13 protein-coding genes and 1 pseudogene are annotated in these 17,919 nt (G+C 71.5%); 6 read left to right on the top strand and 8 right to left on the bottom strand.

What is annotated here, in order from left to right; translation table 11 throughout:
• Positions 1–3 precede the first annotated feature (3 nt).
• Positions 4–1,818, bottom strand: coding sequence for a GAF domain-containing protein (locus ABZ898_RS05775; RefSeq protein WP_361653174.1), 1,815 nt, complete (start codon positions 1,816–1,818; stop codon positions 4–6).
• Between the two features lie 225 nt (positions 1,819–2,043).
• On the opposite strand from ABZ898_RS05775, the gene ABZ898_RS05770 reads away from it, so the two are divergent.
• From ABZ898_RS05770 to uvrB, 3 genes are all read left to right on the top strand, one after another.
• A complete protein-coding gene (locus tag ABZ898_RS05770; RefSeq protein ID WP_361653172.1) occupies positions 2,044–3,432 on the top strand; it encodes an MFS transporter in 1,389 nt (462 codons plus the stop codon).
• 155 nt (positions 3,433–3,587) lie between these two features.
• Positions 3,588–4,511 carry a CDP-diacylglycerol diphosphatase gene (locus ABZ898_RS05765; RefSeq protein WP_361653170.1) on the top strand — a complete coding sequence of 308 codons (924 nt, stop codon included), beginning with the start codon at positions 3,588–3,590 and terminating at the stop codon, positions 4,509–4,511.
• 193 nt (positions 4,512–4,704) lie between these two features.
• Positions 4,705–6,627 (top strand): excinuclease ABC subunit UvrB, encoded by a 1,923-nt coding sequence (uvrB, locus tag ABZ898_RS05760; RefSeq protein WP_361653168.1) that lies wholly within the window; start codon positions 4,705–4,707, stop codon positions 6,625–6,627.
• Between the two features lie 41 nt (positions 6,628–6,668).
• Here uvrB and ABZ898_RS05755 read toward each other — a convergent pair whose 3' ends face one another.
• The 7 genes from ABZ898_RS05755 to ABZ898_RS05725 all read right to left on the bottom strand — a co-directional run bounded on the left by ABZ898_RS05755 (position 6,669) and on the right by ABZ898_RS05725 (position 15,827).
• Positions 6,669–8,285, bottom strand: a complete 1,617-nt coding sequence (locus ABZ898_RS05755) for a cation acetate symporter (protein WP_361653166.1) — start codon at positions 8,283–8,285, stop codon at positions 6,669–6,671.
• Positions 8,282–8,722, bottom strand: coding sequence for a DUF485 domain-containing protein (locus ABZ898_RS05750; protein WP_361653164.1), 441 nt, complete (start codon positions 8,720–8,722; stop codon positions 8,282–8,284). The genes ABZ898_RS05755 and ABZ898_RS05750 overlap by 4 nt, the downstream gene beginning before the upstream one ends.
• 315 nt (positions 8,723–9,037) lie before the next feature.
• Positions 9,038–10,090, bottom strand: coding sequence for an NlpC/P60 family protein (locus tag ABZ898_RS05745; protein WP_361653162.1), 1,053 nt, complete (start codon positions 10,088–10,090; stop codon positions 9,038–9,040).
• Positions 10,091–10,124: 34 nt separating this feature from the next.
• Positions 10,125–10,607, bottom strand: coding sequence for a poly-gamma-glutamate biosynthesis protein PgsC/CapC (locus ABZ898_RS05740; RefSeq protein WP_161187662.1), 483 nt, complete (start codon positions 10,605–10,607; stop codon positions 10,125–10,127).
• Entirely contained in the window at positions 10,604–12,124 is a 1,521-nt protein-coding gene (gene pgsB / locus ABZ898_RS05735) for a poly-gamma-glutamate synthase PgsB (RefSeq protein ID WP_361653159.1), read from the bottom strand. The genes ABZ898_RS05740 and pgsB overlap by 4 nt, the downstream gene beginning before the upstream one ends.
• A gap of 6 nt (positions 12,125–12,130) precedes the next feature.
• Positions 12,131–14,383, bottom strand: coding sequence for a HAMP domain-containing protein (locus tag ABZ898_RS05730; protein WP_361653833.1), 2,253 nt, complete (start codon positions 14,381–14,383; stop codon positions 12,131–12,133).
• A gap of 232 nt (positions 14,384–14,615) precedes the next feature.
• Positions 14,616–15,827: a CapA family protein gene (locus tag ABZ898_RS05725; protein WP_361653158.1), complete on the bottom strand. Its 1,212-nt coding sequence runs from the start codon at positions 15,825–15,827 to the stop codon at positions 14,616–14,618.
• 20 nt (positions 15,828–15,847) lie between these two features.
• Between ABZ898_RS05725 and ABZ898_RS05720 the strand changes: the two genes are divergently transcribed.
• The 3 genes and pseudogenes from ABZ898_RS05720 to ABZ898_RS05710 form a co-directional block, all read left to right on the top strand.
• Positions 15,848–16,825, top strand: a complete 978-nt coding sequence (locus ABZ898_RS05720; RefSeq protein ID WP_361653156.1) for a hypothetical protein — start codon at positions 15,848–15,850, stop codon at positions 16,823–16,825.
• 257 nt (positions 16,826–17,082) lie between these two features.
• Positions 17,083–17,568 carry a sortase gene (locus tag ABZ898_RS05715; protein ID WP_361653154.1) on the top strand — a complete coding sequence of 162 codons (486 nt, stop codon included), beginning with the start codon at positions 17,083–17,085 and terminating at the stop codon, positions 17,566–17,568.
• 30 nt (positions 17,569–17,598) lie between these two features.
• A pseudogene (locus tag ABZ898_RS05710) lies at positions 17,599–17,919 on the top strand (hypothetical protein); the annotation flags it as partial.

Here is a 17,919-nt window from a genome sequence, read left to right as displayed (position 1 = left end):
GCCCTACCCGGCGGCCGCCCCGTCCAGTTCCGCTCTCAACTGGTGCAGCCGCACCGCCAGATGGAGTCGCAGCGCGGAGTCCGCCGTGCGCCAGTCGTCGCCGAGGAGGGCTGTGATGCGGTCCAGGCGCTTCAGCAGGGTGTTGGTGTGCACGTGGAGGGTGTGGGCGGTGCGGCCCAGGTTGCCCGAGTGGGCGAAGTAGGCGCCCGCCGTGGTCACCAGGTCGGTGGACCGGCGCCGGTCGTAGTCGAGGAGCGGGCCTAGGGAGTCGTCGATGAAGCCCTTCAGTTCCCGCGAGCGCCGGGGGTCGAAGACGAGCCCGTACATCGCGTAGCGGCCGGTGGTGGACCCCCGGTCGGTCTCGCCGAGGCAGCGCATGACGTCCAGGCAGCGCCCGGCGAGCGTGAAGGAGTGGGCGCGGTCGTGCCCGGTGACGCGGTCGGCGACCACGAGGACCGGTGTGCCGAGTCTGCGGCGCAGCCGGTGGTGCAGGGTCCGTGCCGCCGCCTCGGGGTCGTCCGTGCGCAGCAGCATCGTCGCCCGGCCCAGGTACTCCCCCGCCAGCCCGGACATCTCCGGTGAGGCGTCGTGCAGTTCGCGGACGACGTCGGCGGCGGGCCGGCCGGGGCAGTCGGCCGCGACCAGGACGTCGAGGCGGTCGACGTCGACGCCCCGCGCGAGCGCCCGGTCGCGCAGGGCGGGATGGACGGGCTGGAGCGGGGGGTGGGACAGCAGTTCCATGAGGAGTTCGCCCCGTACCCGTTCCTCGGCCTCGACCCGGGCGTCGCGCATGAGCACCAGCAGGCCGGTGATCTGGGCCGAGCGCTCCAGCATCCGGACGTCCGCCGAGTCCGTGGCGGCGTGGCGCCCGAGGGACAGGGAGCCGAGATGGCTGCCGCCGGCCTGGATCGCCGCCACGCTGAGGACCGTGCCGTCCTCGCCCCGGCCGTGAACGCACCGGCCGGTCCTGCGCGCCTCGGCCAGCAGTTCCCGCTCCGGCGGGGTGTCCGCGCCGGAACTCCCCGCGCCCCGGCGGCGCGTGGCGACGACCTCGTCCTCCCGGTCCCGGATGGTGACGACGCCGTCGAGATGGTCGACCAGCACCTGCGCGATGTCGCCCGGTCCGCCGCCCGTCAGCACCACCCGCGTCAGCGCCTCGTGCGCCGCGGCGGCCCGTTCCATCGTGGCGATCTGGTCCTCGATGACGCGGTAGGCGGCCTGGAGCCGCTGGAGCGCCGCCCGGCTCTCGTCGTACAGGCGGGCGTTGTCGAGCGCGATCGCCGCGTGGTCGGCGAAGGCGCTGAGCAGGGCGACCTCGTCCTTCTCGAAGGGGCGCTCGGTGCGGTCGGCGGCGAAGAGGACGCCGATGACGCGGTCACCCGCCAGGAGGGGCACGCCGAGCAGGGCGACCAGCCCTTCGCTGGAGACGAGGCGGTCGAATCCGGGGTGGCGCGGGAAGCTGTCGGCGGCGCGGTAGTCGCTGACCCAGACCGGCGCCCTGGTCTCGATCACCCAGCCGCCCAGACCGGCCCCCGCGGGCATGCGCGCGGAGGAGAACTCCGGCGAGATGGTGCCCGCCGCCGCGCCGAGGGTGAGCGCGCCGTCGGTGCCGAGCAGCGAGAGGTAGACGAAGTCGCTGCCGATCAGCTCGCGCGCCTTCCGGACGATCGACGGGAGCACCTCGTCGACCTCTCCCAGCGCGGTCAGCGAGCGGGCCGTCGCGTACAGGCTGCTCAGCTCGCGTTCGCGGCGCAGCCGGTAGGCGGCGAGTCCGCCCTCGCCGCCGTCGCCGGAGGGCTCCGCATCGGTTCGTGCCATGGCTCGCCTTCGACGGGATACGACGGCTGGAAGAGAGCTGGAAGAGAGAAGGACGGGGGTGGTGATTCCACCCACCCCCGAGGTGCCAGGAGTGTAGCCAATCCCCATCTCCCAAAGCGCTTGCTCAGCCCTACTCTCACCCCACACAGAGCTGTGACACAGGTCCCGACCGGCCGGCGGGAGTCCCCGCACATATCCCTGACCAGAACCGGAGGGATGCCTCCCATGGCCTCATCCGCGCAGGCCCATGTCCAGGGCGACGGCCCCGGCCCCGTCACCGTGCCGGAGCGCCGCACCGGCTGGAAGCTGCTGGCGGCCGGACTGCTCGGCAGCTCGATCGAGTGGTACGACTTCTTCCTCTACGGCACGGCGGCGGCGCTGGTCTTCCCGCACGTCTTCTTCCCGCACTCGTCCGCCTTCATGGGCACGCTGCTCTCCTTCAGCACCTTCTGGGCCGGCTTCCTGGCCCGGCCGCTCGGCGGGCTCCTGGCAGGGCACTTCGGTGACAGGTACGGCCGTAAACCCACGGTCGTGGCGTGCCTGATCGGGATGGCCGCCGCCACCTTCCTCATCGGCTGTCTGCCGAGCGCCGCGAGCGTCGGCGTCCTCGCGCCGGTCCTGCTGGTGCTGCTGCGCTTCGCCCAGGGGCTGGCGGCGGGTGGCCAGTGGGGCGGGATCGCGCTGCTGCTGACGGAGTCGGCGCATCCCAAACGCCGTGGTTTCGCCGGTACGTTCGGCCAGACGAGCGTGCCGGTCGCGGTCATCATCGTGAACCTGGTCTTCACCACGACCGGCTCCCTCGTGTCGGACGACACGTTCCTGGACTGGGGCTGGCGCGTCCCGTTCCTGCTCAGCGCGGTCATGTTCCCCGTCGTCCTGCACATCCAGCGGAAGGTGGAGGACACCCCGGACTTCCGCGAGCTGCAGGAGGCGGCGGCGGCGAGGAGGCCGGAGGCGAGCGTGGTCCGCGCCCCGCTCACCGAGGCCGTACGCCGCAACTGGCGCACCATCCTGCTCGGTTGCGCCACCCTGTCCGCGACGAACAGCCTCTTCTACGTGAGCATCACCGGCCTGCTGAGCTACGGCACGGCCACGCTGCACATGGAGCGCGACTCCCTGCTCACGGTCACCCTGCTCAGCTCGGCGCTGATGGCGGGCATCCTCCCCTGGGCGGGCCATCTCTCGGACCGCTTCGGCCGGCGCCGGCTGATCCTCACCGGCGGACTCGGCGTGGCGGCCTGGGCGTTCCCCTACTTCGCGCTGGTGGACACGGCCTCGGTGCCCCTGGTCTTCGTCGCGGTCACCGTCGGTTTCCTCTTCCAGGGGCTGACGTACGGGCCGATGGCCGCCTTCCTCGGTGAGCTGTTCGCGCCCAACGTCCGCTATTCCAGCGCCTCCCTGGCCTATCAGCTCTCCGCCATCGTCGTCAGCGGGGGTACGCCGATCCTGATGACGGCGGTCGTCGCGCGGACCGGGACGACCACCCTGGTCGCCGCGTACATCGCCCTCATGGGCCTGGTCACCTTCGCCGGGGCCTGGTTCCTGCCCGAGACGAACCCGGCCGGGGTGCGCCGGGACGCGGGCGCGCTGCCCGGGGCGCACCTCCATTCCTGACCGTTCGAGCGGTGTCTTCCCGGCACCGCCCGAAGCCTCGCCGCGCCTCCCCGCACTCACTCATTCAGCCGACGGGTCGATCACCTCGATTCACATTCCGCCGCCTAACCTGCAAAAACCCCCCAAGGCAGCGGTAATCCCATCGGAGATCCCCCATGAGTGACCAGCAGAACGCGCACGACGTACCCCGGCGTCGATTCGTGGCGCTTTCCGGCGCCCTCGGTGCCGCGACGCTCCTGACCGGCGCGGCCGCGGTGGGCGGCACGGCCGCGGCGGCGGACGGTACGGGCGCGGGCCCGGTGCCCGACACCTGCCCGACCACTCCCCCGCCGCCGGGCGGCGCCGCCGCGTGTCCGCCCTCGCAGCTCCAGGGCCTGTGCGGCAGGCCCACCGACAACGACCCGCTCTGGCACGACGTGCAGTACTGCGCCAACGGCACGGTCCCGCCCCCGCCGCAGCCCAAGCCGGACTGCCTGAAGATGACCCCGAACTACGTGGTGCTGCACGGGAAGCCGGAGACGACGCACAACTACCTCCTGCTGCCCACGTGCCGCATCACGGGTATCGAGTGCCCGTTCCTGGAGACCGGCGGGGTGGCGAACTACTGGCATGAGGCGTGGGAGAACGCGCGCAGCGGCGGCAGCGTCCCCGTGCAGTACGCCAACATCGGGCTGGGGATCAACTCGCAGAGCGCGCGGCGCTTCGACCAGCTCCACATCCACATGGCCGGGGTCCGGGCGAGCACGCAGCGGCGGCTGCAGGAGCTGGAGTCGCAGGGCCGTATGGCCACGTCGCCGTCGCAGTGGGCGGCGCCGGCCAACCAGGCGGCCGTCACGGGGTCGGCGGGTGACCGGGTGTACCGCACCCTGCGGCTCCCCAACCTCCGCGACAACCTCTTCAGCCTGCTCTACACGAACGTGGTGCGGCCGAACTCCCTGAGCATGGCCGACCAGACCATGATCGTCGTGCCCAAGACGAACGCCGCCGGCGGGTTCGCGGGCGCCTTCTACGTCCTCAACAGCGACATCTCGATCCACGACGGCACGCGGACCTGCGACTACCTGCTCGTCTACAGCTGACGCGGGAGCGGCCAGGTCGACGATCTGGCCGCGTCGGAGGCGTGACGTGCGGGGTGATGCGCCGGGTGACGCGCGGCACGGACACCGTCGAGGATTGGACATTGACAAGATAGGATCTAATACCCAAAATGGACAGAATCTCATCAGATTTGTCCGCTTCTGTGCGGTTACATCGAGTTACAGGAGCGAACTCATGGCATTCCCGTCCGAGAACCGGCGCATCACACTCGCCGAGCACACGGCCGACCAGGTCATCCGCACCGGTCGGCCCTTTCAGGTGGTGTCCCGCCACACCCCGGCCGGTGACCAGCCGCAGGCGATAGCCGGGCTGGAGGCACACGTCCGCGCCGGCGAGTCCGACGTGGTCCTGCTGGGCGCCACGGGCACCGGCAAGTCCGCGACGACCGCCTGGCTCATCGAGAAGCTCCAGCGCCCCACCCTCGTGCTCGCGCCGAACAAGACCCTCGCCGGCCAGCTCGCCAACGAGCTGCGCGAGCTGTTCCCGCACAACGCGGTGGAGTACTTCGTCTCCTTCTACGACCACTACCGGCCCGAGTCGTACGCCCCGAGCACCGACACCTACTTCGCGAAGGAGTCGGTCTCCGACAAGGAGGTCGACCGGCTGCGGCACTCCGCGACCTGGTCACTGCTCAGCCGCCGTGACGTGATCGTCGTGGCGTCCGTGTCGTGCGTCTACGGACTCGGCACGCCCCAGTCGTACCTCGACCGGTCCTTCCGGCTGGCGGTGGGCGACACCCTCGACCGCGAGGAGCTGCTCGCGGCGCTGGTCGACATCCAGTACACGCGCACCGACTCCGCGCCGGCCGCCGGCCGGTTCCGCGTCCGGGGCGACACCGTCGACATCCACCCCGCCTACGAGGACACCATGCTGCGGGTGGAGATGTTCGGCGACACCGTCGAGCGGCTGACCGTCGTCGACCCGGAGAGCGGCGAGGTCCGCGAGACCGTCGGGCGGACCCGGGTCTTCCCCGCCACCCACTACCACGCCGGCCCCGAGCGGATGCGCGCGGCGGCCGACTCCATCCAGGCCGAGCTGACCGGGCGGCTCGCGGAGCTGCGGCGCGGCGGCAGGCTCCTGGAGGCCGACCGGCTGCAGACGCGCACGGAGTACGACATCGAGATGATCCGGCACACCAAGGTGGCCTCCGGGATGGAGAACTACTCCCGGCACCTGGACGGGCGCGCCCCCGGCGCACCGCCGTCCACGCTGCTGGACTACTTCCCCGAGGACCTGCTCGTCGTGATCGACGAGTCGCATGTGACGGTGCCCCAGCTGTCCGGGATGAGCCACGGCGACGCCGCGCGCAAGAGCACGCTGGTCGAGCACGGCTTCCGGCTGCCCTCCGCGATGGACAACCGTCCGCTGACGTGGCCGGAGTTCGCCGCGCGCTGCCCGCAGCGGGTGTACCTGTCCGCGACGCCGGGCCGGTTCGAGCTGACCGCGGCGCGGGGCGCGGTGGTCGAGCAGATCATCCGGCCGACCGGGCTGCTCGATCCGCTGGTGACGGTCAAGCCGACCGCCGGCCGCATGGAGGACCTGCTCGCGCAGATCCGTGAGCGGTCCGCCCGCGGTGAGCGGACCCTGGTGACGACGCTGACCAAGCGGATGTCGGAGGAGCTGACCGAGTACCTCGACGAGCAGGGCGTCCGGGTGCGCTATCTGCACTCCGGCGTGACCACCATGCGCCGCGTCGAGCTGCTGGCCGATCTGCGCCGCGGTGAGTACGACGTGCTGGTGGGCATCAACCTCCTGCGCGAGGGACTCGACCTGCCGGAGGTCTCCCTGATGGCGATCCTCGACGCCGACCAGGACGGGATCTTCCGCTCCGACACGGCACTGATCCAGATGATCGGCCGCGCGGCCCGCAACGTCAGCGGTGAGGTGCACATGTACGCCGACCGCATGACGCCCTCGATGCTGCGCGCCATCGACGAGACGAACCGGCGCCGGGCCCTGCAGGAGGCGCACAACGAGGAGCACGGCATCCGCCCGACCGCCCTGCGCAAGAAGATCCGGCACACGGTGGCGGCCCGGTACCCCGAGTCCCAGCAGCCGGCCACCGGCACCTCGTACAACCGCCGGATGGCGGCCTGACCGGGGGCCGGACGCGCACCGCGCCCGGCCCGCGCCCCGGTTCACGGGGTCCGGTCGCGTGACGGCGGGCCCGTCAGCAGGCGGTGCTCGGCGGACTCGTAACGGGTCCGCTCCCGCTCGGCGGACTTCCCCCCGGCGAACAGGCTGGTCAGCCAGCCGGCGAGGAAGCCCGCGGGGATGGAGGCGAGGGCGGGGGTGTTGTACGGGAACCAGTCGAAGTCGGCCTCGGGGAAGGCGGACAGCGGGGACCCGGAGACGAGGGTGGTGCCCGGGGTCAGGGCCAGCACGGTGAGGGAGCCGACGATGAGCGTGGCGAGCAGGCCCCTGCGGGTGTAGCGGCGCCAGAAGAGGGTGTAGAGGAGCGCGGGCGCGATCGCCGAGGCGCCCAGCGTGAAGGAGAGCGTCGCCAGCGGCTGCAGACTGCGGTGCTGGGCGAGGGCCGCCACCAGGATCACCGGGATGCCCACCAGCAGGGCACAGACGCGGGCGAGGGTGAGTTCCCGCGCCGGCGGGAGCGGGGTGGCGCGTGAGGCGGTCAGGTCGTGGGCGAGGGCGTTGGCGCAGGCGAGCGTCATGCTCGCCACGGAGGCGAGGAGGGTGAGGAAGACGGCGGTGGTGACGGTGGCGAAGAGCAGGCTCTCGGGGCGGGAGAGGTCGGTGCCGAACGCGGCACGGGCGCCGAGCAGGTAGGCGGTGCTGCCGTGCGGGTCGGCCCCGGTGATGCGCGGGTGCCCGAGGAGGGCGGTGGCCCCGGTGCAGATCAGTACGAGCATCAGGATGAACAGGGTGACCGCGGAGACCGCCCAGGACATGGCCCGGCGGACCTGGCGCGGGGTCCCGGCGGTGAACATGCGCATGGTGACGTGCGGCAGGCAGGCGGCGCCCAGCACGATGGCGCACTGGGTGCTGGCCATGTCCAGCGCGGGGTGCGGGCTGGCGGAGTACTGCAGCCCCCAGCGCAGGTAGGCGGGGCCGGCCCCGCTGCGGTGCGCCGCGGCTCGGAAGAGGTCCCCGGTGCTCCAGCCGAAGGTGTGCAGGACGAGCCCGCTGACGACGAGACCGGAGGCGAGGAGCATCACGGTCTTGAAGATCTGGACGAGCGCGGTGCCGCGCATCCCGCCGAGCGCCGCGTAGCTGATCATGAGTATCCCGGCCCCGGCCACGCAGCCGTTCTTCATGGCGGGTTCGGTGAACCCGAGGACGTAGGAGAGGAGTTCACCGACTCCGGCGAGCTGCACGACCATCATCGGGACCAGTGCGACCAGGGTGACGGCGCAGGCGGCGATACGGACGCTGCGCGCGGGGTGGCGGTGGCCGAGGACGTCTCCCATGGTGAAGCGGCCGGTGTTGTGCAGCGGCTCGGCGAGCAGGAACATCAGCAGGAGCAGGGACAGCACGGCGCTGAGGGCGAGCACCACCCCGTCGTAGCCGCACAGGGCGATGATGCCGCCGATGGTGAGCACGGTGGCGGCGGAGATGTAGTCCCCGGCGATGGCCAGTCCGTTGCGCAGGGGGGACAGCGACTTGTAGCCGGTGTAGAACTCGGCCAGGTCGTCGGTGTCCGGGCCGGTGAGCACGCAGAGCAGCAGGGTCAGCGCGACGACGGAGCAGAAGGCCGCCAGGGACCAGGACTGCGCGGAACCGCCGAATACGGTCACCGGGCTCCTTCCCGGTGCGCGGGCGCCGGGTAGGACTGGCGGGCGCGGCGGGCCAGCGGGTCGACGAAGCGGTACGCGGTGACCTCGTAGAGCAGGACGGCCAGCCAGGTGACGGGGATCTGGGCGAGGGCCAGGACGAGACCGGTGGGCAGGCCGCCGGGCCCCGTGCGGGTCATCAGCCAGGGAGCCCTGACGGTCAGGACGAGGAACGCGGCGAAGTAGCCGAGGGCGGTCAGGGCGGCGACGCGCCGCTGCCAGCGGTAGGCGCGGCGCAGCAGGCGCAGGGTGCGGTGCGGTCCGGAGCGCCGGCCCCGCTGGTCCGGCCGGGACGGCCCGTCCCCGGTGGACCAGGCGGGCGCGCGCGGGGAGGCGTTCACGGGGCCCGGATGGCCGAAGGGCGGCCGGTCGGGGGGAAACTCGGAGCTGTCGTGCGACATTTCGGAATCTCCTGGCGGGGGCGGGCCCGGAAGGGGCGGACCGCGGGCGCGGGCGATGACGGCTCGGGATGCGTGCGCGCTGTTCGTCGCGGATCGAGGTCGTGGGCCGGTCGCCCCTGGTGCGGGGCGGGTTCATTGGCCGGGTGAATATGTCGGCTGACAGGAACTGTTACCCCTGTCCCTATGTCGACATGTTTCCGGCCGGTGACCGTTCTGCGCCAGAGGGCACCAGGCGGACCCCGGCCCCCGAAACGGCTCAGGGCCGGTCGCGGATTCCTCCGTGACCGGCCCTGTGCTCGTCGGGGCGGGGCTGCCTCAGAGCCGCTTCGCGCTGCGGAACAGCCCGGCGTAGAAGCCGCTGCCGTCGATGCGGGAGACGCCGCCCTTGTCCCCCATCGTGGGGCCGTTCTGCTCCTTGCGGCTGGAGATGAAGACCTTGTGGCCCGCGGCGTCCAGTCCCAGGTAGAGGCCGACGTGGTCGATGTGGTCGCCGGTGCGGTGGTCCATCTTGAAGAACAGCAGGTCACCGGGTTGCAGGTGGTCGGTGTTCTTCGGTCGCTCGTACCAGGGCGCGGCGCCCTGCAGCGCGATGATGTCCACGCCCGTCCGGGAGCGGGCCATACCGTTGGCCGAGCGGGGCAGGCCGTCGCCCGAGGTGTCGGTGGCCATCAGCGGGAACCGGGACCGGTAGCCCCACACCATCCGCATGAAGCCCGAGCAGTCCAGGGCCCGGTAGCGGTCCTGGTGCGGCTGCATCGTGACTCCGCTGCGGAAGGTGTACGGGATGCCGAGGTAGTCGTAGAAGTCGTTCTGCTCGAACCGGTCCACGCCGTCCGGCTTGTACGGGCCGAAGACCGCGTCGCCCGCGTACGGGACGCCCTGCGCGTCCTTCTTCACCGGGGCGCCCTGCACGTACTGGAAGGCGATGGCGAAGATGTCGTCCTGCTGGCCGCCGTAGTTGTCCTTGAACCAGTCCTTGAACCACTGCTGGTTCTGGGCACCCTTGGTCCACGGCTCGGGCATGAGACGGACCCAGTCGTCGGTGACCACCTTGGTGCTGGTTCCGGCGGGTTCGACGAAGGTGCGCGAGGGCCCCTTCATGACGGCGGTGCGGGCCCCGTCCGTGAAGCTGGCCACGACCGCGCCCTTGCCGTCGCGCAGCACCGAACGGGCGGGGGCGTTCAGCCGCTCCCAGGTCTGCTGTCCGACGTGCTTGCCCGAGGCCGCCGGCGCGTTGTCGGTGACCGTGTGCACGGTCACCTTGTCCTGCTGGTCCTTGCGCAGTTCGTAGGTGCAGTAGGCGCTGCCCGCGAGCAGCGCCAGCACGGTCGCCGCGTGGACGACGGGGCTGCCTTTGCGCTTCGGCATGATGTGGGTGCTCCAGAGTGGGGGGCAGGCGGATTCAGGCGGACGGCATGGCGCCGAGCAGGATGCCGGCGGTCAGGACCACATAGGTGGCCAGGGTGACGCCGCCGACGGACAGCAGCGTGGCGCCCTTGGGCTGGCGGACGAGCTGGTAGCCGATGAGGCCCGGCACGATGAATCCGAGCGTCTGGTTGGCGTAGAGGAGCGGGAACTCCGTCTGCAGCACGATGATCACGGTGGCCTGGATGAGGACGCCGCTCAGCACGACGGCCGCGAAGAGCCGCTTGCCGTAGAGGATCACGTAGCGCTGGAGCAGGAGCGTGGTCACGTAGGTGAGGACGGTGACACCGACCACGAGCGCGGCGCGCTGGAGGTCCTCGATCAGGGTGAGCGCCAGCCAGCCCGGCGTGATCATGCCGCCCGGCGACAGATTGGTCGTCAGGTAGCACATCAGGGAGAACATGAGCCCCAGGCCGATGCCGATGGCGGCGATCTCGGGGGTGAGGACGGAGGGGATCAACGCTGTTCTCCTGGGCTGTGCCACTGCCGGTCGTCGCCGGCGGGGTTCATGGGCGGTACTCGGGGTTCGAAGAGGCCACGCTCCGCTGCCGGGGCCTGGTGGTGCGCGTCCGGGGCGTCGTACCGGTCGGGGTAGGGCTGCTGTTCCGTCTGCTGCCCGTAGGGCTGGGGCTGCCCGCCGTAACGCTCCTCGTACGCCTGCGGATACCGCTGGTAGGGGTCGATCCGGGGGACGTAGAGCGGCATGGTCTCGACGTGTACGGGTTCGGGCCGCTCCGGCGGGTGGGCCGGTGCCCTGTCCGTGGGCTCGTCCGGCCTGTTCGCGGGCTCGTCGGGGCTTTCGTCGGCCGGGAGTTCGGCGAGGTGCTCGAGCAGGATCTCGCCCTGACCGTGGATGTTGCCGATCGCGACCAGCGAGGACTCGCCGGCCATCTCCAGCAGCGAGGCCATGAACTCCTGGGGATCGCGCTTGTCGCCGCCGAGGTCCACCGCGCGGGACCGGAAGGCGGTGGGGATGGCGTCGATGGCGGACTTGGCCGGGTGGCCGATGACGAAGACGTGCTCGGGGTCGAGGTCGGGGATGATCTCGCCCATCTGCCCGTTGCGTTCGACCCGGTCGGGGCGGCAGTTGATGACCACGTTGAGCGGTCGGTGGATGGCCCCGAGGTCGAGGAGCTGGTTGATGTTCATCAGCGTCGACTCGGGGTCGTTGGCCGCGAAGACGTTGGCGAAGCGGAGCCGCTTGCCCTGGGGCGTCAGATAGCGCTCGACGGAGAGGACACCGGGGTCCGGCGGGGCCTCGTACATCCCTCGCAGGGCCGTCGCCCGGTCCACACCGAGGAGTTCGGCGACGGTGAGCGCGATCGCGACGTTCTCCTTGAAGGTGAACCAGCTGAATCCGCGCAGTTCCTCGTCGCTGACCGTCTCGGGGTCGGCGTAGATGAGCCGGCAGTTCCGGGCGTCGGCCTCCTCCTGGAGGATGTGGAAACGTTCCTTCTCGGCGGTGACACAGATGCCGTCCTCCGGCATCGACCGGCACAGCGAGCGCGCCACGTCGTCCAGGGTGGGGCCCATCTCGGCGAGGTGGTCCTCACGGACGTTGCACAGCACGCCGATCGTGGAGCGGATCAGTTTGGACTGGTTGATCTCCTGCAGCGCGGGCATGACGGCCATGCACTCGATGACGAGGGCGTCCGGCCGGTAGGCGGCGGCCCGCCGCACGATGCCGATCTGCTCGACCACGTTGGCGATGCCGAACTTGCGGTAGACCGGCTCCTCGGTGGCGTCCGGGTGGATGAACCGGGCCGCGGTGCCGGTGGTCTTGGCGACGGTGGTCAGGTCCCCGCCGCGCAGCGCGCCCGCACACAGCCGGGTGATGGAGGACTTGCCCCGGATTCCGTTGACCAGGACACGCGTGGGTATCTGGTCGAGGTTGGTGAAGTGCCGCCGCTGCTCGACGATGCCCGCGACGAGCAGGATCGCGCAGCACACCAGCAGCACGGCGTAGAGGAAGAGCACGTGTGATCAGTTCCTTATGTACTGCTGGTCCGCCGGGCGCCCGGTGGGTGCCGGCTGCCTGCGGCGCTGCGCCTGCAACTGCTGACGGATGAGTTCGAGGGAGCGGGTGACGGCTCCGACCTCGTCGTGGTGCTGAGGGAAGAGCACGGTCTTGCGGTCACCGTCGGCCAGTGCCTCGCTCCGGTCGGCCAGGGTGCGCAGCGGGCGGGCGACGACGATGTGCAGCCAGCCCAGACAGGCGACAGCGGCGGCGGCACCGAGCAGACCGGCGAGCACGGTGCGGTTCTGCATGTCGTACCCGGGGATGGCGAGCCTGCCCACCGGCTGCCAGGAGACCACGCTCCAGCCGAGCGACTGGGCCGGGCCGCTGCCGGCGAACGGGGCGGCGGCGGCGATCCGTACGCCGTGGTCGCGGTAGAGCACGCCGTTCGGCCTGGCCTTCTTGCCGAGCTTCTCGCCACTGGCCGTGACGAGGTCCTTCAGGTGGCTGTCGGGCAGCGACTGGAAGGCGAGGAAGCCGGTGTTGCCGGCGATCACCGCGCCCCGGTCGTCCACGAGGCGCACGACGCCCATGCCGGGCCGGCCCAGCAGCGCGTTCAGGAACTCGATGCGGAACTCCCCGACCAGGTGGCTGCCCTTGGCGCCGGGAATCGCGGCGGTGCCCACGACCAGGGGCTCCTTGTCGCCGCGGCCGAGCAGCCTGAGGGGCGTGGCCGACGTGCGCCGGGAGCCGGACAGACGCGGTTCGTCGCCCTCGCGGGCCACGACGCGGCCGGAGGCGTCGACGACGTAGAGCGAGCGGTAGCGGGTGTTCTCGTCGAGCGTCCGCTTCAGGACCTCGTCCATGTCGGCGGGCTCGGTCCGGTCACCGATGAGGGAGCCGACGGACTGCAGGTCGGCCTCGCCCTCGTTGAGCGCGCGCCGTACCCGGTCGCTGAGCGTCTGGGTGCGTTCGCGCTGGTCGCTGACGAGTTGCTGCGGGACGGTGGTCGTGCCGTCGGCCCGGTTGAGCAGCAGCATCAACGGCGCGGACCAGGCGAGCAGCAGTACGGCGCAGACCACGAGCAGGGCCCGGACGCCCACCCCGCGCACACCGCGCGGACGCGGCGCGCGGCCGCTGTCGTCGGGGGACTCCCCGAGCATCTGACGGCGCAGCCGTTCCAGTGCCTGGCCGATGCGGTGCGCCTCCCCGGACCGGGGCACCGTGACGGGCCTGGTCAGATCGCCTCGGGTGAGGCGGCGGGACTCCAGGAACAGCCGGATCAGCGGACGCTGCACGGTTCCCAGGAGCAGCGCCACGGCGGCGGCGCCCAGGACGAGCAGCGCGCCGCCGGCCAGCACGCCGAAGACGGTGGAGCCCGCGCGGCCGGAGTCCTCGTCCACCTTGATCATGGCGACCACGGACAGACCGAGGCCGGAGGCGGTGGTGACCTCGCCGGGTTCGGGCGAGGCGAGGGTGGCGTATCCGGCGACGGACCGGTCGCTCAGCGGACGCCCGCCGAGCAGGCTGCCGCTGACGCCCTGATAGCCACCGCTGCCGGGCTCCTTGGTGCTGCGCGGGTCCTGCTGCGCCCGGCGGGCCGCGTTGCGCGCGAAGGCGTCGAGCTGCTCGCGCTGGGCCTTGATCGCCTTGCGGTCGGCGCTGGTGCGGGCCTGCTCGGGCTCGGCGATGCCGTCGCTGCTGAGGATCGTTCCGTCGCCGTCGACCACGGCGATGGAACGGAACTGGCCGAGGCTGATGCCGGGGAACTGCAGATTGCTGGAGGCGACCAGCAGGAGCTGCGGCCTGCCCGGCCAGGACAGCAGGGCGAACGACAGCAGACGGGTCTCCCCGTTGCGCAGCCGGACCATGCGCGGCGCGAGTCCGTCCTTCTGCCCGAGCGTGGAGGTGTCCACGGAGGTGAGGGGGACGGTCTCGCCGCGGGCGGCGACGAGTTTGCCGCTGCGGATCTCGACGACGGCCGTCCCCGCCCACTTCTGGTAGGTGCTGCCGAGCTTGTCGAGCGCCGCGTCACCGGTGACCGGCGACCCGGCGCTGAACAGTTCGGCGGACCGGGTGAGGTCGGTGACGGACTCGTCGATGGAGGCACGCAGCGCGATGGCGCCGTCCTCGGCGAAGTGCTGCTGGGAGGTCAGCACGGCCTTGGACACCCCCGCGCCGTCCACACGTCCCAGCGCGAGGACGGTCACTCCCGCGAGTGAGAGCAGGAGCACGCAGAGAACCGCGATCGGTGGGCGGATGCCACCGATCAACGACATGTCGGCGCGGCGGCGGGCTCGGTGCTGCCCCGCCGTGGGCGGTGAGGCCAAGGGACGGTCCTCTCGGGCTGAGTGGTGCATGTGCCGTGTTCCGGCACAGGTGTGACACCAGGGGTGTGTCCGGAAGCGAGACCCGAAAAGGAGCCGCAAGGTTGCATCGATCTTCACGTGATCTACGCAACATCTGTCACGTTCTGGTCATTGCCGACCGGTTGAGTCGCTCATCCGGTCATCAGGGCAGCGGTGTCAGAGCCTTCAGGCCGTCACCGCCCGCGCCCCGGTTGAGCAGGGTGCCCTCCGTGCGCTCGAAGGCCAGCCGCAGCCGGGCCTTCTGGCGGCCGGTGAGTCCCTGGCCGTCCCGCAGCACGGCCGGCACGTCCAGCAGGCGGTAGTCCCGCACGTCGTCGGTGGCGGACGCGGTGCCGCCGGAGGCGTTCTCCGCGTCCGGCGGGATCTGCAGCAGCGTCGGCTCGAAGCGCGGCTGGACGTCCCAGTGCCCCTTGCCGTGCTCGGTGAACGCGAACCAGGCGATCACCCCCTCCTCCGTGAGCCCGGTCGGCGACTCGTGCCGCGCGATCTGGTTGCCGAGCCCGTAGGCGATCCAGGTGCCGTCCACCTTCTCCATCGGCTGCACGACGTGCGCGTGATGGCCGATCACGAGGTCGACGCCGGTGTTCTCCGCGATCTCCCGGGCGAAGGTGACCTGCTGGGCCGACGGGTCCGGCTGGTGCTCACGCCCCCAGTGCACGGAGAGGATCACGACCTCGGCGCCGGCCGCGCGGGCCCGCTTCTCGGCCGCCTCGATGCGCTTCAGGCTCGCCCGGTTCGCCAGCCACGGCTTGCCGGCGGGCAGCCGGTGCGGCTCGTTGAAGCCGTACGCGAACGATATCTGCGCGACCTTGACGCCCTTGACGTCCATGACCAACGGGGTGAGCGACTCCTTCTTCGTGCGGAAGGAGCCCGTGTGCTTCACCCCGGCCGCGTCCAGTGCGTCCAGGGTGCGCTTCACGCCCTGGTACCCGTGGTCGAGCGTGTGGTTGGAGGCGGTCGAGCAGGTGTCGTAGCCGAGCTTCTTGATGGTCGTCGCGGTCTGCGGGGGCGTACGGAAGTCCGGGAACCCCTCGAACGGGCCGCCGGGAGTGCCCATCACCGGCTCGTAGTGACAGATCGCGAGGTCCGCCTTGCCGATCACCGGCTCGATCCCGGCCATCAGCGGCCCGAAGTCCAGTCCGGCCACCCCGGCGCCGGTGGTCTTGGCGTCCTTGCGCGCCTGTTCGATGAGCTGGGGGTGCATCAGGATGTCCCCGGCCGCCGCGACCGTGAAGGAACGCCCACCGCCCTGGTCGTCCGAGCCGCCTGGAAGGAGGCCGCAGCTGGCGGCTCCGGCGAGGAGGACGAGCGGGCTCAGCAAGGTCAGCAGCGTGCGGCTGCGGCGTCTGTTCACCGGGATATCTTGATACAACCATGAGAGCCAAATGCTCACGCACCATAACGATCGCAACAATTCTCCTCGTCGTCGCCGGTCTCGCCGGGGCCGGCGCCGTGCTGCTCCGCACCGCGCGCACGACGGACCGGGCCGCCGCGGACCACCGTGAGGACGGGCGGGCGCCGCGCACCGACCTGGCACGCTCGGTGGCGGACTTCACTCGCGGATTCGGTCCCGGGCACGGCTACCGGCAGCCCGCCAAGGCCGACCGTACGGCCGTCGCCACGGCCGTCGGCCTGCTCCTCGACGGTCGCCGCGACGAGGCTGAGCAACAGCTCTCTCAACGGGACTTCACCGTGCGCACCATCACCGACCAGGTGTCCGGGCGCCGCTACACCGAGGTCGCCGACCGCACCGACGACTCCGTCGCACCGCGCGGCTGGGGCCGGTTCTACCTCGATCTCGACCACCGGCCACGCTGGTCGGTACAGGTGCCGCACCCGGTCGCCGACCAGGGCACGGAGCAGCTCGCCGTACGCGTCCTGCGCGATGCGCCGGGTGGCGTTCTCGTCATCGCCGGCGCACATCGCAAAGCGGGCGAGGGCAACTCGGCCGACGTGGCGCACCGCCGGGACACCGTCTTCCACGCCGTGTGCGCCGAACTGGCCCGCCGGGGGATGCCGGGCGTCCAGCTGCACGGCTTCGCGGCGTCCTCGGCACCGGACTACGACGTCATCGCCTCCACCGGCGCCGGCCGGGAGGGCCGTCAGGACGGCCGCGCGCTGGCCGACGCGCTGAGCGCCCACGGCTTCCGGGTGTGCCGGGCCTGGGCCCGGACCTGCCCGCTGGAAGGCACGGAGAACATGCAGGGCCGCGTCTTCGACGCCCGGGACGTGCCGTTCCTGCACGTGGAGTTCGCACCGGCGGTACGCGGTGCCGACGCGGCCGCCGAACAGGCGGCGCGCGACATCGGCACGGTCACCCGCCGCTGGGAGAACGCCCCGCCGGCACGGTGAACGCGCGACTCAGGAGCATGCGTCATGACGGCCATTCACCATGATGGCGACGCGGCGGCGGGTGATCGCTGAAGACGATCTCCGCGTCGATGACCTGCGCAGGGGTACCGGGGAGGGCCGTCCCGGCACCTGACCGGGCGACATATGTGGTGATGCGCCAGGTTGCGGAACCCCCGGGCTGTCGGTTGCCTCGTGGACAGAGCGCGAAAGATGCGCTGCGCCGGGTAGGCCGGACACCGTTCTCTTGGAGGATTCGCGTGCGTTACAGAAACATAGGTGCGGGTATCGGTCTGACTCTCGGTGCCCTCGGACTGCAGATCCCGGTCGCTGCCGCCGAGGACTCGGATGTCCGTATCAACCCGTGGAACGCCACCCCGGGCTCCACGGTCACGGTCAGTACGAGCGCCTGCGACCCTGACGCGGACTACGGCAAGGGGCAGTCGGAGGTGGGCGGGGACTTCCACCTCTTCGAAGGTGAGGAGGGGGAGCTCACCGGCGAGTTCCAGATCCCGGAAGGAGCCGAGGCGGGCAGCGACACCGTCACCCTGAAATGTCCGCCGCTGACCAAGGTCACGGAGACGTACCAGGTCACCGGTCACTCTCCGAGCGGCTCGGTCAACGCCGGATTCGGGCCGGCCGAGGACGGCGGCACGGGGCTCGCCCTGGGCGGCGGACTGCTGGCCACGGCCGCCGCCGGCGGGCTGGTGCTGATGCGGCGCCGCCCGGACGACATCCGGGCCTGACCGCCGGGCCTGGCGATGACACCCGGACTCGTGTCGAGACTCGGACGCCGTATCGGCGCCTCCCGTGATCCGTACCTCAGCGCACGGCTCGGGCTGGCCTGCGCCCTGGCGGCGGGTACGGTGCTGCTGATCTCCGGCGTGTACGACGAGGGCCCGTCCGAGCGCCGGGCGCCGCGGGCGGGCTCGACCGCTGTGGAGTCCGGCCGTCTCTCACGGGCCTTCGCGGACCCCGCCCGCCGCGCGGTCCCGGCGCTGCCTCGCGCGGAGCCGGTCCGGCTGCGGATCGGTGCCATCGGCGTGGACGCGCCGATGGCACGCGTGGGCCTCGACGCGGCCGGGGCTCTGCGGGCC

The organism is Streptomyces sp. NPDC046860 (assembly GCF_040645115.1).
Taxonomy (GTDB): Bacteria; Actinomycetota; Actinomycetes; order Streptomycetales; family Streptomycetaceae; genus Streptomyces.
The sequence above is the reverse complement of the archived record's forward strand: the minus strand, read 5'-3'. Positions and strand labels throughout refer to the sequence as shown.

Bases quoted from the DNA above. Each gene is read 5' to 3' on its own strand.
- ABZ898_RS05775 (WP_361653174.1), bottom strand. From the start codon at position 1,818: ATGGCACGAACCGATGCGGAGCCCTCCGGCGACGGCGGCGAGGGCGGA.
- ABZ898_RS05770 (WP_361653172.1), top strand. From the start codon at position 2,044: ATGGCCTCATCCGCGCAGGCCCATGTCCAGGGCGACGGCCCCGGCCCC.
- ABZ898_RS05765 (WP_361653170.1), top strand. From the start codon at position 3,588: ATGAGTGACCAGCAGAACGCGCACGACGTACCCCGGCGTCGATTCGTG.
- uvrB (WP_361653168.1), top strand. From the start codon at position 4,705: ATGGCATTCCCGTCCGAGAACCGGCGCATCACACTCGCCGAGCACACG.
- ABZ898_RS05750 (WP_361653164.1), bottom strand. From the start codon at position 8,722: ATGTCGCACGACAGCTCCGAGTTTCCCCCCGACCGGCCGCCCTTCGGC.
- ABZ898_RS05745 (WP_361653162.1), bottom strand. From the start codon at position 10,090: ATGCCGAAGCGCAAAGGCAGCCCCGTCGTCCACGCGGCGACCGTGCTG.
- ABZ898_RS05730 (WP_361653833.1), bottom strand. From the start codon at position 14,383: ATGTCGTTGATCGGTGGCATCCGCCCACCGATCGCGGTTCTCTGCGTG.
- ABZ898_RS05720 (WP_361653156.1), top strand. From the start codon at position 15,848: ATGAGAGCCAAATGCTCACGCACCATAACGATCGCAACAATTCTCCTC.